Annotated in this window: 12 protein-coding genes; 10 read left to right on the plus strand and 2 right to left on the minus strand. The window is 60.4% G+C overall.

The genetic code is table 11. The features are described 5' to 3' along the window. Both ABI660_RS19750 and ABI660_RS19755 read right to left on the minus strand, forming a co-directional pair. The coding region (locus ABI660_RS19750) for a LamG-like jellyroll fold domain-containing protein (protein ID WP_348071308.1) at positions 1–2,817 on the minus strand (2,817 nt) is incomplete at its 3' end. A gap of 230 nt (positions 2,818–3,047) precedes the next feature. Beyond that, on the minus strand, positions 3,048–6,608 hold the full coding sequence (locus ABI660_RS19755) for a LamG-like jellyroll fold domain-containing protein (protein WP_348071310.1): 3,561 nt from the start codon (positions 6,606–6,608) through the stop codon (positions 3,048–3,050). Between the two features lie 572 nt (positions 6,609–7,180). On the opposite strand from ABI660_RS19755, the gene gspG reads away from it, so the two are divergent. From gspG to ABI660_RS19805, 10 genes are all read left to right on the plus strand, one after another. After that, positions 7,181–7,708 (plus strand): type II secretion system major pseudopilin GspG, encoded by a 528-nt coding sequence (gene gspG, locus ABI660_RS19760; protein ID WP_348071312.1) that lies wholly within the window; start codon positions 7,181–7,183, stop codon positions 7,706–7,708. 41 nt (positions 7,709–7,749) lie between these two features. Continuing rightward, positions 7,750–8,979 (plus strand): type II secretion system F family protein, encoded by a 1,230-nt coding sequence (locus tag ABI660_RS19765; protein ID WP_348071313.1) that lies wholly within the window; start codon positions 7,750–7,752, stop codon positions 8,977–8,979. Positions 8,980–8,986: 7 nt separating this feature from the next. Beyond that, entirely contained in the window at positions 8,987–10,843 is a 1,857-nt protein-coding gene (locus ABI660_RS19770) for a GspE/PulE family protein (protein ID WP_348071314.1), read from the plus strand. Beyond that, on the plus strand, positions 10,840–11,760 hold the full coding sequence (locus tag ABI660_RS19775; RefSeq protein ID WP_348071316.1) for a hypothetical protein: 921 nt from the start codon (positions 10,840–10,842) through the stop codon (positions 11,758–11,760). Before ABI660_RS19770 ends, ABI660_RS19775 begins: the two co-directional genes overlap by 4 nt. After that, positions 11,757–12,473, plus strand: a complete 717-nt coding sequence (locus ABI660_RS19780; protein ID WP_348071318.1) for a hypothetical protein — start codon at positions 11,757–11,759, stop codon at positions 12,471–12,473. The genes ABI660_RS19775 and ABI660_RS19780 overlap by 4 nt, the downstream gene beginning before the upstream one ends. Continuing rightward, positions 12,470–13,102: a hypothetical protein gene (locus tag ABI660_RS19785; RefSeq protein WP_348071320.1), complete on the plus strand. Its 633-nt coding sequence runs from the start codon at positions 12,470–12,472 to the stop codon at positions 13,100–13,102. Before ABI660_RS19780 ends, ABI660_RS19785 begins: the two co-directional genes overlap by 4 nt. Beyond that, positions 13,099–13,755 carry a hypothetical protein gene (locus ABI660_RS19790; RefSeq protein WP_348071322.1) on the plus strand — a complete coding sequence of 219 codons (657 nt, stop codon included), beginning with the start codon at positions 13,099–13,101 and terminating at the stop codon, positions 13,753–13,755. Before ABI660_RS19785 ends, ABI660_RS19790 begins: the two co-directional genes overlap by 4 nt. Next, entirely contained in the window at positions 13,752–15,803 is a 2,052-nt protein-coding gene (locus tag ABI660_RS19795; RefSeq protein ID WP_348071324.1) for a secretin and TonB N-terminal domain-containing protein, read from the plus strand. The genes ABI660_RS19790 and ABI660_RS19795 overlap by 4 nt, the downstream gene beginning before the upstream one ends. Before the next feature lie 9 nt (positions 15,804–15,812). Further along, complete coding sequence (locus ABI660_RS19800) at positions 15,813–16,310, plus strand: prepilin-type N-terminal cleavage/methylation domain-containing protein (protein ID WP_348071326.1); 498 nt, start codon at positions 15,813–15,815, stop codon at positions 16,308–16,310. Further along, positions 16,307–16,651: type II secretion system protein (locus tag ABI660_RS19805; RefSeq protein WP_348071328.1), on the plus strand; the 345-nt coding region annotated here is incomplete at its 3' end. The genes ABI660_RS19800 and ABI660_RS19805, both read left to right, overlap by 4 nt.

Below are 16,651 nucleotides of genomic sequence, written 5' to 3' on the forward strand. Positions count from 1 at the left end.
GTCTGTGACTACGCCTTTGGGGTCGATCATCTGGCGGACGCGCCCTGCTCTGTCGAACTGGGTGTACTGGGTGACGTGGCCTGCGGCGTTGGTTACTGACTGCAGGTCGCCTGTGGTGTGGCCTGTCTCGCTGGGGGCCGTGCCTGTGAAGGCTGTGGCCGTGTAGTAGGCGTAGGTCGTGGTGCGGTTCAGCGCATCCTTGGCGGTCAGCATGCGGCCGGCGGCATCATAGGTAAAGCTCGCATCGGGGCCTGTTGCAGGTAGATAGCCCACAGCGTTGGCGAACTGTGCCGCCGGCATTGTGAAAGCTGCTGAATATCGCGCAACCCCTTTGGAGATACGGATTTCGTCCATACTCCCGCTGAAAGCGCCATCGCCACCTTTTCCAATATACAAAGGGCCGGTGAGCGCCGCGAAAGGCGTATAGGCGGCAGTGCTGGTCGACGGAACGCCGTTGACATACACCGACATCACCGTCCCGTTCCCCACGATGGCGACATGCTGCCATGCATTGGCGGCTATCGCCGTGCTGGGGAATACGCCGACAATCTCCCAACTATTAACGGCTGCATTGCTCTTGAGGATGCGGACGGAGCTGCCCTGCAGGTCGATTTCAAATGGCGAGTAAACCGCACTCGTGCGTGTGGAGACAAGTCCTTGGATACCGCCAATGGAGTTAGGTTTTAGAAAAAACTCGATGGTGAACGGCGATGCGCCGAAATTAAAATCAGTGGTAGACGGCACTGAGATGTACCCGCCGTTGGCGAAAGCAGCCGAGCCGGTACCGAATACTTTCGACGCGGTGGAGACCGACGCACTGCCGGTCACCGAAAGGGTTTTCATGGCGACACCGTCATCCACAAAAGCCGTCGCACCGTTCACACCATCCGCGTGCAGTAAAAGCGAATTGGATTGTGCGTAGTGGTCGCCTTGGACGGGCTCCGCGACCGCCGGGTTGACAAGTTGAACAATCCTCTTGCAAACCACAGGCAAGGGCTTTCCATTCGGCATCGCAGCAGCACTTGTGCAACTAGCTGTCGTATTGCCGTTCAGAGGGTCTGGTTGGCCCTGGTACACCAGGGTGGTCAGTGTCCCAGGCGCTGCACTGGCAACAGGAAGCCGCCAATCCGGGTGCCATGTCGTGGTGATTTTTCTGGCCCCTGACGGCAAGGTGGCCGTGATCGGAAGTACCGTGGCGCAATTGATCGTGCTGGCCAAGCCTTCGACCCGCACGGTCTCGCGGTTGCCGCTGTCATAGGCATAGCAACTGCGCTGGCCGCTGAAATCGTCGGTGGAGGTCAGATTGCCGCTGGCATCGAAGGTCGAGGCATTGTTGGATGCCCCGTAGCCGGAGCCTGCCGGCTGTGAGAAACCCGTGGGCAACGGATAGCCCAGCACGGTGCTGCTGCTGGCGTTGGCGACTTCCCCGCTGGGCCGGGTGATCTGAACACCGGAGGGGGCCTGCCAGCCATGGATTCGGGTAGTGAGCGCCGTGACGGGATCATAAGTCTGCGTCATGGTGGCTTGCGGCGGCGTACCGTAGCTCACCGAAAACTTCTCGACGCCGCCGGCATGCTCGGTCGACAAGGCCCGGCCGGCCGTGTCGTAGGTAAAAGTGGAATAGCGAATTCCCCGTTCATCGACCACGCCTGTGAGGGCCCACGGCAAGGACGTGTCCTCGTAGACGAACTGGCGGACTTTGGCATCCTGCCAGGTCAGATGCGTGAGATTGCCATTGGGGTCGAAGCCGACGCCTACCGTGCGCCCCATGGAATCGCTCACGCTGGAGATGACCCCGTCGGTGGCGGCTGCCCCACCGGCCGGCAAACTATAGGCAAAGCTCAGGCTGCGGCCAATGTTGTCCGTGACTGTCTGCAAATACCCGGCCGCCGGTGCACCGGGGCCTGCATCGGAGCTGTAACTGAAGGAGAGCGCATTGCCGGCTATGTCCGCCCAGCTGATGAGCCGACCAGCCGTGTTGTAGGTCTCGATGCTGCGCGACTTTGCATCGATATAACGATAGCCGCCGGAGATAGCCGTGAAGCGCCCAGTCACATCAGCATCGGCGACATAAGTACCGCCTGAAGAACGAAAACTGACTGTGTGGCCATTCCCGCGATACAGGGTGGCACCAATATCGCCGGTTCCCAGTGCCAGGTTGCGGTGCAGGCTGCTTTCCCACAAGCCGCCGAGCGCAGGCATGTTGCCGAACGTCTTGGCGGTCTTGCCCGCCGCAAGCGCGGCGGACTGCTTCGCGCTGTCGTAGGTGAAGACCAGGGGCTGCCCTCCCACACTCATGCCGGTGGTGACGGCCTCCACCTTGCCCCCGACCAGGGGATAGATGGGATTGCCTTCACACCATGGGCAGCTCGAAGCTTTGGTGGACCGGAAGATGTCGACGACCGTAACGCCCACCCCGCCTGGAACACACCCGTTCTGGGCGGCATTCTCTGCGTAACCGGCGTTGCAGACGCAACTGGTGCCCGACTGCGCTGAATGGGCCGGGCAACTGGCCGGTATGGTGCAGTATCCCGAGTTGTATAAGTAATTCCCTTGGTGCGATGAACCGCAAATTATCGACTGCGGGGTCGTGAGATACGGCTGTGGAACCAATACGTCATAGTTGACAGAGTCCTTAAGCAGCATATGTGGAACTCCGTTAAACAATCCCAACGCCTGGCAAGACGTTGCCAAATCCGTGGAGCACGGCCCATTGCTTGCGTAGACGCCTTGATGCGCCGGAATCATCGGAAAGCCTGCGTTGGCCGCGGAAGAGAACACGAAGCCTAGGAAAAAAATCGCGATGACACGGCGCATACATTCCTTCGATATAACCACCCTCTTCGGCTTTCCATTCACGACGCACGAGGAATTGAAAAATGGCGTCATGCTGTCACAGGTGAAGTGCACCGGCCGAAGATCAACGGCCTTGCACGACCACAAATGATTTACCCGCACCACGCAAGATGCCAGCCATTGAAGCCAAAGCACCGGCGCCCGCTTCATCTTGACCAGCGCTGCCGGGCTCTGAATGCATCGGATAATTTTCAATTGCTCGCTCCCGTGATTTGCTGGACCCGGTTCAGGGCGTCGTAGACCCGGGTGATGTTTCTCTGCAGGTTGCCCTGCGGGTCCTTGACTTGCTCGCCGACCCGGTTGCCCATGTTGTCCAGGGTGTAGGTCACTGTGTTGCCTTTGGCGTCCGTCACGCCTGTCAGTCTGTGGGCAAGGTCGTAGCTGTAGCTCAGTGTTGTGGTGTCTGGCAGGACCACGCCTGTCAGCTGGCCGGCGTTGTCGTAGCTGTAGCTGGTGGTTCTGGCGGCGCCGCCGGGTGGCGTGACGGTGGTGCTCGCCACCCAGCCTCGGGGGGTATAGACCGTGTCTGTCACCACGCCCTTTGGATCGATCATCTGGCGGACGCGCCCTGCCCTGTCGTATTGGGTGAATTGGGTGATGTGGCCTGCGGCGTTGGTGATCGACTGCAGGTCGCCTGTGGTGTGGCCCACCTCGTTGGGGGCCGAGCCTGTGAAGGCTGTGGCTGTGTAGTATGCGTAGGCCGTCGTGCGGTTGAGGGTGTCTGTGTTTGTCAGAACACGCCCCGATGCGTCATAAGTAAATGCATCCATCCTGGTTGGAACGTTGGTGCCAACATCCAGGCTGCCGTCAAGTAGCGCACTTGTGGGCGGTGTGAAGCTCGCGGTATACCGCGGTGCGCCCATGGTGATCCGGAAATCATCAAGATATCCGTTGATCCCGTACCCATACCAGTAGGGGTTGGCAGACCCCACAAACATGACAGAATTGGTCGTATTGTTTGGCTGAACGGCACGCACAATTGCCGGGAGCATCACACCATTCAAAAAGAATCCATAGGTTTTTCCGACCTTGGTTACCGCGACATGGTTAAACGAACCGGCGGCCGCAACCGCTGCAGCAAACCCAGGCGTTGTGCTATTGACACCAAAGCCAGCTAAGGAGCCGTTTTCCCGGATTTCATAAGTGATGTTCGTTAGTACGCTCGCCGAGTAGCCCAGATATAGCTGTGCTCCACCATCCGGCCAACGGCTGCCGAAAACCGCCGCAGGACTTTGCGCTGCCACCGCGGACAACACCCAGAACTCGACCGTCCAATCACTGGTCCAGAACGTATTGGCGCTGGCACCATTGACTGCGAGCGCGGCAGATCCTGGAAAATAGATAGAGGCACCACCAAACTTGCTCTGCGCGGTGCTTATTTTTGGAAGGCCGGCAATCACCGTCACCGCCTTGGGACTCTGGCTGCTCTCGACAAAGCTGGTGGAATTATTGATGCCATCGCCATGCAGCAAAACGGACACGTCGGCAAAAACCGGGTCGGTGATACTGGGCAGCGTTGCACCCGTCACATCTTGCTCAACGTGGCGGCAAATCAGTGGCAACGGCTTTGCATTCGGCAAATTGGCAGCAGAGGAGCAACTGGCCAACGCATTCGAATTGAGGAAATCGGGGCGTCCGTGGTAGACCACCGTTTCGAGCTTTCCGGGAGACAGTATTTTGGTTGGCATCCTCCAATCGGGGTGCCACATGGTGATGATGCGCCGCGCCCCAGCCGGGAGCGTTGCATCACTGGGCGTCACGGAGCTACAACTTGTCGTGGTTGCCAGGCCCTCAACCCGCAATGTCTGCCGATTGCTGCTGTCATAGACATAGCAGCTTCGTTCTCCCTGGAAATTGTCGCGGGACAACATGTTTCCATTGGCGTCGTAAGTAGTTGCGCTACTTGCAGCAGCACAGCCCGACCCGGCGGGCTGGCTTGATCCGGTGATCACCGGAGAACCGATCGAATTGACAGCAGACCAGCTCGAACTCTGACCCATCGGCCGGGTCAATGCAACGGATGTGGGCGGCTGGATCTCGTGGTAACGGTATTCGATTTTCGCAACCGTATCCAGGACTTCCGTGACCACCCTGGACGGTGGCGAGGCGTAGCTCACGCTGTAGCGATCTACCCCTCCTGCCTGCTCTGTGGAGGTTGCCAGGCCTTGCGAGTCATATGTAAATGTCAGGAATCGGCTGTTGTTTTCGTCGATCACTCCTGTCAATGCCCAAGGCAAAGCCGCGAGTTCATACAGAAACTGCCGCGTTTTGGTATCTGGCCAGGTGATGGACGAGAGATTTCCGTTCGCGTCGTAAGCAACGGTTATGAAGTCGCCGTTTGCGTCGGTGATCTTGGAGATTCGGCCATCCAGAACGGGATTGACACCAGCTGCGAGGCTGTACTCGAACTTCAACGCTCGCCCCGTATTGGCCGTGATCTGCATCAAGTAACCGGCTGCAGGCGCCGTCGCGCTACCCGAGGTGCTGTAGGTAAAGGAAAGCGTCCGTCCGCTCGAATCGGTGATGCTGGTGAGCTGCCCGGCCGCATTGTAGAGTTCGACTTTTTTCTCGATTGCGTTGGTATAGGCGTAGCCGCCAGATACCGCAGCAATGCGATCGTTGATGTCCCTGTCAGGGGTATACACCCCCGCCTTGAGCACAAAAGTCAGCATGCCGCCGTTGCCCCGATAGGCCTTGATGGCTACCGCATCTGTAGAGATGCTCAGATTGCGATGCAGATTGCTCACCCATAAACGGCCGAAGGAGGGCAAATTTCCCGCCGTCAAACCGCTCAACTGGCGCGCCGTATCGTAGGTCAAGTGCAACGATTCCGAGCCGATACCAAACCCCGTCTCAACGGGATGTCTGTTGACGCCTGTCAGTGGGTAAATGGGGTCGCCGACACCGGGGTTTCTGAGATCAGAAGCCTTGGGATCGCCTTGAAGCACCGGGCATGACGACGGCTGAACAGGTTTTGGAGCATCGCGATAAATATCAACTTCCAGAACACATGCATCGAGCGCTATATTTCTTTTTTTGTCCGCAGCACAGTTTGTCCCCGAAACAACGGGCTTGCAGGACACCAGCTCATTAACACCATTGATCATTTGGGTCACGCTCGAGTAGCCGGTCGGGCACGAGGGTTCCGTGTACCTATAAAAAATGACATTCCAACCCCAGTTGGGATTGGTGCGTGCGCCACCGCGAACGTTGACACCGTTAACAACCGAGGCCGTAATCTTTCCGCACAGGTTGCCGTCCCCCACGGTTTCCCCCGTCGCCGCCCAGGGCGCAGGTCCTGGATAAGTGTTGGGCGCTATCGCGCAATTGAGGATGGACTCCAACTGCCCGGAGCTTGTGTACGGCCGGGTGTAGCCAAGCGAATTGGAGCAATTCGCCATCGCGTTCTCGGGGTGGGCAAAGCCCGTCTGAACACAGTAGGAATAAGTCGTCGGTGCGTAGGTCGGCAGAATACAAGCGGCCTGTCCATCCAGTGAAGTACCAGCGCAATCCGATGGTGCCGCGAATGCAGATCCCATCGGCCCCGCGCTGAAGATGACGAACAAGGCAATTTCGGAGAACCTCGCCCGGTAGGCGGACAGAGATTTATCCTTGTGACTCGAGCCCAGCCAAGCAGATATGCCGGTCGGTCCGTTTCCACTCTGGAGTGGAAGAACCAGTTGCTGTGCGATTTTTGATCGAAAGCCCTCGCGAAGCGCAGGCGCGCATTTTTGAAGCCAGCGCATCAGCATGCCTGACGCCGGCCAAGTGCCGCCGACCTGACAAAGCTTATCGACGCGACAGCCGCAATGAGCCTCCGGCCGTCCAGCCGAACAGTGCGCGTGGTCATACGACTCCCCCTCTTTTTGACTTGTTGCTATTTGGACGCGAGTGTTGAGGAGGGGTTGTACCCTGTCAACCCTGCTAGAAATGACAGGGGCCTGTGTCTTCAGGGGTGTCGCATCCGCCATCAAGTAAGCCGAAAGCGTTGCATTGAGGATTTGAAAATGCAACCGCATAAGAAGTTGTATTGAAGGTTCACGCGTCACCTGTCCGTTAGTGCGTAGTACGCTCTCCAAAAAGGAGGCTCCCGAAATTTACGATTTGGAGAAAAACAACAACCTCCATCTCTCGCGCGATGCAACTGGAAAAAACAGGTAAATTTGTTGAGCAAACAGGGTCGGTTAACTTTTTTCACATGGCTTTCTTCTGTCAAAATCCAACCGGCACGCGTCACCGCATCAAGCTCTTCGAGTTGAACGTTGAGTACTTTTGCTATATCGCTTTGCATTGATCAAAAAAATAAAGCCGCACCACGGCAGGCATGGGTGGTGAAGCGCAGCGCTTCATCCACGTGAGCAGAAAATATCCCGGGGAGAGGCCCAAGTTGAACCCATTCGTTTGTCGCACGCGAAGTTGCTTTGCGGGTAAATTTGTACGCCGCGCGCATGGCTTCACATTGCTGGAACTGCTGGTGGTGGTCGTCATCATTGGTCTGCTGGCAGGGCTGGTCGCACCACGCTATTTCGACTCCGTCAGCAAATCCAAAGCCAAGATCGCGAAAGCACAAATCGAGTCTTTGGATAAGGCGCTGGATCAATACCGCCTGGATATTGGCAACTACCCCACTGCCGAGCAAGGCCTTGGCGCACTCAACCTCCAACCTGCCGGGGTCAGCAAGTGGCAAGGCCCTTACCTGAAAAAAGCCCTGCCCCTCGATCCGTGGGACAACGCATACGTCTACGTCTTGCAAGCAGGGGCGAGCACCGTCGACATCATTTCCTACGGCGCAGATGGCAAGCCCGGCGGCACCGGTGAAGCGCAGGATATCTCCCTGCACGCGGCGAACTGACACGCCGAGCGCTTCGCGAACCGCTGAACAAGCCCCCGGCCATGACTGCAACTCACGCCATCTACAACACCGTGACCCGCGACGTCGCCGGACGCGTGTCTTGCAGACAGGTTCAGGCCGCCACCCAGGACGACGCCCGCCTGCAGGTTTTGCGCAGCGGGGCGACCGTCCTCAGTTGCGAAATCGATACCGGGTCCCGGATCAGCATCCTCCGAAAGAATGGCAACGCGTCCGCGCCTGCATCCAGGTCGGGGTTGGACGTGGCGACGTTTTCGCAGGACTTCGCCGCCCTGGTTGACGCCGGACTGAGCGTCTCCGAAACACTGCAAACGCTCTCGCTGCGCGAACCCGACGGCGCCCGGCGAAACCTCATCGAGCAGGTAGCCCGTGCTGTGTCTGAAGGGCGAACGCTTTCAGCGGCCATGCAATTGACGGGCGCTTTCCCCGAACTGCTGGTTGCGACCGTGGAGGCCAGCGAGCGCACCGGCGATCTTGGCAAAGGGCTGGCACGTTATGCCGCTCATCAGGCAGAGATGCGGGTACTGCGGGACAAACTCGTCAGCGCGGCGGTCTACCCCCTCGTTTTGCTGGCCGTCGGCGGGCTGGTTGTCATGTTCCTCATGGGCGTCGTCATTCCCCGCTTCGCCGGACTGCTGGAAGGCAGCAAGACGGAGTTGCCCATGCTCTCATCAGGCCTCATGGCCTGGGGTCGGCTTGTCGCCGATCAGCCCTGGGTGCTGGTCGTTTTCTTTGGCGCCCTCCTGGCCCTGGCCAGCTCGGTGGTGGTGCACTTTCGCAAGCATGGCATCCGGTCGCGCTGGCTGCAGAAAGTCCCGCTTGTCGCCGGTGTGGTTCGTGAATTTCAGCATTTGCAACTGTATCGAACCACATCGATCCTGGTGTCGCGCGGCATTGCCATCCACCGGGCACTGGAGCACGGCACCAAGCTGCTCAATGACGCCGACCGGGAACGCCTGGAGCGTGGCCTGGTGCTGATGCGCGAAGGTCTGAGCATGAGTGCCGCCTTGGCGCAAGCGGGTCTGTCCGATATCGTGGCCACCAGCATGCTCAAGGTCGCCGAACGGACCGGCTCCATGTCGGAAATGCTGGAACGGATCGCGCAGTTTTATGAGCGCAGGCTGCAACGCTCGATTGATGTAGCCACAAGAGTGATAGAACCTGCGCTGATGATTGTGATTGGCACAGTGATTGGCGCCATCGTGGTTCTGATGTATTTACCGATCTTTGACCTGGCTTCGGCCTTGTCCTGAGCACGCCATGCTTGCTGCTACACCCTCCCCTTCACTGGCGTCTTCAGCCTACCTGGGCGAACCACCATCAACGCAGGATTCGCAGAACGTTTCGGTGGGCCGTGAGCTGATGCGTGAGGCCGTGAGCTTCGCCGCACCCGGGTCCCGTGTGCAATGGCTGATTCAGAAGACCGGCCTGGTCGCGCAGGACGTGCTGCGTGAGGTTGCGGCAGCGCTGGGCCTTTTCCCCTTGTCGATAGATGAGCTCCAGGTGATGGAACCGGACTTTGCCTTCATCTCTTTTGCCGACTGCCAGGCTAGAGCCTGCCTGGGCGGCTGGGTGCTTGATGGGGGCGGCCACAAGACTCGCGCCGTCGTGGTCTGCGATCCGTTCGATCTGAAAACGCAGGAATGGATTGATGCGCGCCTGGACCGCGCCGGCCAGGCTGACGCCATCCGCGGAATCGCTTTGCTGGAGGACATGCAGGCCTGCATGGCGCATGCCGAGCGGAACCTGCTGGCGATGAAGGGGGCGGACAGCAGGGACACCGAGGAGCTCCTTGCCGAAGAGGCCCTGGATCCCTCGGCCGTGTTGTTGTCCATCGCCAGCATCGAGACCACGAGCAGCCCGCTGGTGCGCCTGGTCGATTCGATTTTGTACGACGCCCTCAAGATGGGGGCATCCGACATCCATTTTGAAACCCAGCCCGCCGGTTTGCATATCAAGTACCGGATTGATGGCGTCCTGGAAAACGTCAAGCGCATCGACAACGCGGAAATGGGCCACCAGGCCATCTCCCGCATCAAGGTCCTGTCGGAATTGGACATCTCGGAGCGGCGCACCCCGCAGGACGGGCGATTCAAGGTGCGCATGGACCGGCGCGAGATCGATTTTCGTGTCTCCATCATGCCCAACCTGTTCGGCGAAGACGCTGTGCTCCGCGTGTTGGACCGAAAACATCTGACGGGACAGTTCCAGGCCCTCAGCCTGGACACGCTGAGCTTTGACGCAGGTGCCAAGGAATTTATCCGGCAGGCCTCCAGCCTGCCTTATGGCCTGCTGCTTGTCACTGGTCCGACGGGAAGCGGCAAAACAACCACGCTGTACGCGGCCATCTCGGAGATCAATACCGGGCTGGACAAGATCATCACGATTGAAGACCCGATCGAGTACCAGTTAAAGGGCGTGCTCCAGATCCCCGTGAACGAAAAGAAGGGGTTGACCTTTGCGCGGGGGCTGCGCTCGGTGCTGCGCCACGACCCCGACAAGATCATGGTGGGCGAGATCCGGGACGCCGAAACAGCGCAAATCGCCGTGCAGGCGGCGTTGACCGGACACCAGGTGTTCACAACCGTTCACGCCAACAATGTCTTCGACGTCATCGGGCGTTTCAAGAACATGAACGTTGACAGCTACAGCCTGGTGTCAGCGCTCACCGGTATCGTCGCCCAGCGCCTGCTGCGCGCGGTCTGCGTCCATTGCGCAAGCCCGGCCGAGCTGGCGCCGGACCAAATGCTGCATCTGGGCATTCCGGTCGAGCGGCGGGACCTGGCCTCGGCCAATTTTGTGCACTCGGTGGGCTGCCCCCATTGCCGCGGCACAGGCTACAAGGGGCGCCTGGCCATTGCCGAGACGCTGGAGATGGATGACGACATGCGCGACCTCCTGGTGCGGCAGGCCCCTATTTCCCAGATCAAGCAGGTCGCGCGCAGCAAGGGCTTCAAGAGCTTGCGCGACTCCGCCATCTCCCTGGCCATCAATGGCCACACCACGGTGGAAGAGATCAACCGCGTCACCCCCAGGGAAAGTCTGCACATCTCGGGTCATGCCGAAAACCATGACCTTGGCCATGCTGCCCTAGCCAACACCTTGGGCCAGGCATGAAAGCGATCATCCAGATAGACATCGCGGCCACACATCTGCGGGCAACGCTGATACCCAGCGCCCCGAGCTGGGCACATCGCCTGGTTCGTGCCCTGGCTTTCCGATCACGTGACCCAAGCGCGGGCACCCGTGTGGCAGGCACAGACCATGCGCCTCAGCCGCGACCAGACAAGCAGGCTCCAACCCTGGAAGAGTGGGTCGACTTTCCTGCGCGCGATGCCAACGAGGATCCGATTGCCGCCATTGTCGAAGCCGCCGCGCAAGCCCTTCAGGCGTTGCGCGCCCGCGCCCCGGACACGCTGGACGGATGCCGCGTGAATGTACGCATTGGCATGACCCTGGCTACCGTCAGTGTGGTGCCGCTCGACGCTTCCGCGGAATCAGCCCAGTCGGACCGGCAGTTGCAACTGATCGCCCAGGGCGTCATCCGCGAGGCACTCGGCGCGGATGCCCGGGTACAGCAAGTGCGTTGCAAGGTCCAGGCGGACAGCGAACATCTCTGCGTGATCGCTCTTGAGGCATCGCTGATCACCGGCCTCCAGGTCCTGTGTACCAGCCAGCATCTGAGGTTTTCCAGTTGCCAGCCTGCCCTTATCAAACCGCTGGACCGTGAGTTGGCGGCCAGCGCCCGCAGCCGTGATTCCCGCACGCTGGTATGGACAGAACTTGGCGCATCGGGCGAGCGCCAGGCGCAGGTGACTTTTCTGCGCATCGTGCGTGGCAGCGCCGTAAATGCCTGGCGTACCGTCGTTCCCGCATTGCGGGGAGACACTGCAGGCGATCAGTTGCTCAAGGCGAGCACCAACCGCTTCTTGATCGCTACAGAAGCCGGCCAGGACGAGCAGGTCGTGTTTTCCGCATGGCCTGAGCTCTCGCCCGAGTCGCTGCCGGTGGCAACCCAGGAGCTTCGCGCATGACCTGGCGCATGGTCGCCAGCCCTTTCGAGTTTGCGCCGGACGCTGCCCGCTACCATCCACTGAACTGGACCCTCCTGGCGGTGGGCATCTCGATCGCGCTGGCTGGTGCTTATAGGGTTCGGGAAGCCAAGGAAGGCCTGGACGGGGTTCTGGCGCAGCAGACACGTTTGCTCCGGCAGCAAAAAACCTATTCAGAGCAAGCGCAGCTGGCGGCCCGGGATCCACTGACCATGGAGAGGTTCAAGGCGCAGCGTCAGCTGGAAAGCTTGCTACAGACGCCCTGGTCGCTGTTGTTGGACGCGCTCGAAGTGGCCGCCGATGTGGTGGAAGGCCGGGTGACGCTCTTGTCGGTATCGCCGAGTTCTTCGCAGGCCGCCCCCCCCAACCGAAGGGTCGAACTCACCCTGGCCGCTTCCAGCTATGCGTCCATGCTGGCCTACATGGAAGCCATGAAAGAGGTGGCGGGCTTTTCGGATGTCCGGATCAGCAGCCACCAGATGGACGAACGCATCGGGCCCACCGCTGTCCGCTTTCGGGTGACAGCGGGCTGGAACCAGCTCAAGGAAGGCGTCTTCCTGGCGCGGGATCCCGCCGCCCCTGCAGCCGGTGTGGATGGCGCCGCTCAACCCGCGGACAACCTCCTTCCGCCGGGGGCATCACGCGTAGCGGACCGTTCGCCTTCTTCGAGTTCCAAAGAGGGACTTCCGCGATGAGCGCGCAGCCATCCGGAGCTTCGCTGCGTGGTCAATTGCGCATTGCCCAAAAACTTCGATCGCTGCGGGCCCTGGGCTGGCCAGCCCTGCTTGGCATGTCGCTGGCTTTGGCCGGCCTCCTGCTGCTCGGGGTCTCTCGCCAGCTGCAGCTCAAGCAAGCCGAACTCCAGACGCAAAGCCTCAAGGCTGACCAGGCTATCCAGCCACCCCATTCAAACCACGCCAGGCGCATGCCCGCCGTGCTTCCGAACCCGTCGGATTACACGGCCGATCTCGCGCGTATTTTCGACATCGCCAAGAGCCAGGGCATTGTGCTCGCCAGCGGTGACTACCGCGATGCCGACCGGGTGGCCTTGCCTGTTGATGTTCGCGTGGTGGACCTGCGTTTCAATGAAAGTTATACCAAGTCGAAAGAATTCCTGGCGGCCGTTCTGAATACCATGTCGCATTCGGCCGTGCAGGAGGTGCGGATTGAACGCAAGGACAGCGTGGCCGCCCGCCATCAGGTGCTGTTGAAACTGGCCCTGGTGTATGCCTCGACGGAAGTAAAGGCGCCGGTGCCGCCATTGGCGACCCAACCATCGCCGGATAGCCCACTGGCAGCAGGTAAAGGAGGCGTGCTGCCATGAGCCTTCAGCCATCGAAGCGGACAACGGGCTTGCAGCTCACCCGTGCGCAATGGGTTTTGACGATTGCGGCCGGTCTGGGGAGTTTCCTGTTGGCGTTTGTCCTGCAGGGCGGAGCGCCTCCGGGCGAAGAGGGCCTGGTGGCCGCTGTGTCCCGCGACCGGCGGCCGGCAGTGGCGCGCGTTTCGCTCGATACCTCCCCTGCCATGGGACGGACCGAAACCTCAGGTTCCGGCGAGAGTCTGCAGGCATCCGGCTCGCGCATGAACAGGGTGGTGGTGCGCGATCCCTTCGGCCTGCTGGCGCCGGAGCCCGTGGCCATGCCGGTGCCCAGCACACCGCCAACAGCCGCCCCCCCAAGCCGCACAGTGGCCAAGGTCGTCGCACCAGCGCCTTCAGGGCCGCCTCCGCCCCCTCCTGCCCCCGTGGCCCCACCTTTGCCTTTCACCGCCGTCGGTTTCATTCAGGGGAAAAGAATCGGCGATGGGCAGCAGCAGACCTTTATCCAGCAAGGCGACAAGCTGACGGTGATCCGGCAGGGGGACACCATCAACAGCACCTACCGCGTTGACGATATCAATACCGAACGTGTCATCGTCACCTACCTCCCCTTGGGCCAAAAGCAATCGCTCCCTCTTCTGGACAGCTCCAAATGAAAACTCCCGTTTTGTATCCCGCGTCATGGCACAGCGCCGGCGGCGAGTTGATCGCACAGCGGCGGAGCCACCGTGTAACGCCGATTGCCTCTGCGGTGCTGGTGTGCCTCCTCTTGTCTGCCTGTGCAGGCGACAGGTACCACCGCCAGGGCATGAGTCAGCTGGAAGATGGTGCGATCGACCCTGGCATCGCCTCCTTGAAAAAGGCCACCGAACTCGAGGAGAGGAATCAGCGCTTCAAAATTGACTACCTGGTGCAGCGGGACAAGCATGCCGGGGCCCTGATCAAGGAAGCGGACCAGGCCAGAGCCGACGGCGACACCTCGCTGGCGCGCGAACTCTACACCAACATCCTGACGCTGAACCCTGGCCACGAACGCGCGCGGGCCACGCTGGCAAGCCTGGACCAGGATGCCCGGAACCTGCAGCTCTTGCAGGAAGGCGAAACCTTCCTCAAAGACGGCCGGCTGCCGGCGGCGCAGGAGCGTGCCGCCCGGGTCTTGGCCGAAGAGCCGGACAACAAACGCGCGGCCCAGCTGAGAAAAGCAGTCCTCGATGCAAAACTCGCGCAGGAGGTTGAGCGCGACCGCGTGCGGGAAGCACGCTCCGTGATGGGTTCACCAGTGAGTTTGCAGTTCCGCGATGCCACTGTGCGCACGGTGTTCGAGGCGCTGTCTGTTTCCACGGGCTTGAACATCCTGCTGGATCGCGAGGTCAAGCTGGACACCCGCGTCTCGGTGTTCGTCAAGGATGTGGCGGTGGAAGACGCCATCGATCTCATCCTCATGCAGAACAACCTGGAAAAGCGCATCACCAACAGCAACACCATGGTGATATATCCGGCCACGGCGGGAAAACAGGCGGAGTACCAGGAACTGACGGTCCGCTCCTTCCGGATCACCAACGCCGACCTGAAATACCTGATGGGCATGCTCAAGTCCATGCTCAAGCTCAAGGACGTTTCGGCCGATGAACGTACCGGGCTGCTGGTGATCCGGGACACGGCCGACACCATAAGAATCGCGGAGAAGCTGATTGCGATACACGATGAGCCGGACCCTGAGGTCATGCTCGAAGTGGAGGTACTGGAAATCTCCGAAGGGCGTGCCAGCAACCTGGGGGTGTTGCCACCTTCGGCCATCACCATCGGCACCCCGGGCCCCGCGGGCAGCCTGACGCTTGGCGCGCTGAGAGCCCTGCGCTCGGGCGACCTCACGGTCACCCCCATTGCTGGAACGCTTAACTTCAAGCTGCAGGATACCGACGCGAAGATTCTGGCCAGCCCGCGCATCCGCGCCCGCAACCGGGAAAAGGCGAAGATCATGATCGGCGACCGCGTGCCGACCATCATCAACAACGTGACGCCGGTCAACGGTGGCTCTTCGGTCGTGACCGGTACCGTCACCTACCAGGATGTCGGCCTGAAGCTGGAGTTCGAGCCGCAGGTGTATGCCAACAAGGAAGTGGGCATCAAGATCAACCTTGAAGTGAGCAACATCGCACGCGAGTTCACGGACGCACAGGGAAGCCGGTCGTACCAGATAGGCACCCGTAACGCCAGTACCTTTTTGCGGCTGGCGGATGGTGAAACTCAAATTTTGGGTGGCTTGATTACCGACGAAGATCGCAGCACGGCAGACAAGATCCCAGGCCTGGGTCATCTTCCTTTGGTTGGGCGGCTGTTTGGCAACACCGGCAGCAACAAAAGCCGTACCGAAATTGTTCTGGCGATCACCCCGCGCATTGTGCGTACTTACGCGGATATGGAACAGTCCCGCAGCAACATCTTCTCGGGAACGGCGCTGACCCTGCGGGACAGGCAGATCCTCGGTGACCCGGTCACCCGCCTGAAGCTGCCCAATTCCGTGTCGGGCGCCACCCCCTCCGTCAGCGTGATGAGCTCTTCGCCTGCGCCAGACGCTGGTACTGCCGCGCCGGGCAATTCCGCGCCCGGCCTGCCGGCCGGGACGCCACCCGTGGCTCCTTACATGCCCCCTGCACAAGGGCTGCCGACTTTACCTCCTCCGCCTCCCATGATCCAGCGTTGAGAGGCCTTGGTGCGAAAAGTCCATTTCATTGCCAGGGTTCGCCAGCAGGCTGACAAGCGACAGATCGTTCAAACCGGTTTCACGTTGATCGAGCTTCTGGTGGTGTTCACCTTGCTGGCACTGCTGCTCACGTTGGCCACGCCCCGGTATCTGAAAACGCTGGAGAGCGGCAAGGCCAAGGTCCAGGTTCAGAATATGGCGACGCTGCGCGACGCGATTGACAAGTTTCGGGCCGACCAGGGGCGTTATCCCGCACAACTGGAGGAGATCGTCGCGAAGCAATACCTCAGGCAGATTCCGCTGGATCCTGTGTCGGGAACACATGGCTGGCTGACCGTGCCTCCGCCGAACACTGAAGAATCCGGGATTTATGATGTCAGGCCGCCAGAGCCGGTGAGCGCTACTGCGGCATCCGCACCCCCTGCAGACAACGCCACCGGCAGCGGTCAATCAGTGACCTCCGTTGACAACCCCGGGCTGGCACCAGCATCAGGAACCGGGCGATGAAGCAGAGGGCGACGCAACGCGGCTTCACGCTGATTGAGCTGCTGGTGTCGCTGGCCATTGTGGCATTGCTGGCCACCGTGGCGCTGCCCCTGGCGCAGGTTGTGCAAGCCCGGGCCAAGGAGGCAGAGCTGAGGGCGAACTTGCGAGTCATCCGACAGGCACTGGACGCATACAAGGCCGCAGGCGATTCCGGCCTGATTGACAAAACGGCCGGTGCCTCGGGCTACCCCGCATCCCTTGACGTCCTGACCACAGGTGTCAAGCGCTCGGCCGCTTTCGGTTTTTCGGCTCAGCCGTTTATTGTGCTGCGGCGGGTTCCTCGAGATCCCTTCTTTGAGGAT

Source organism: Polaromonas sp., assembly GCF_039930745.1.
GTDB lineage: Bacteria > Pseudomonadota > Gammaproteobacteria > Burkholderiales > Burkholderiaceae_C > Polaromonas.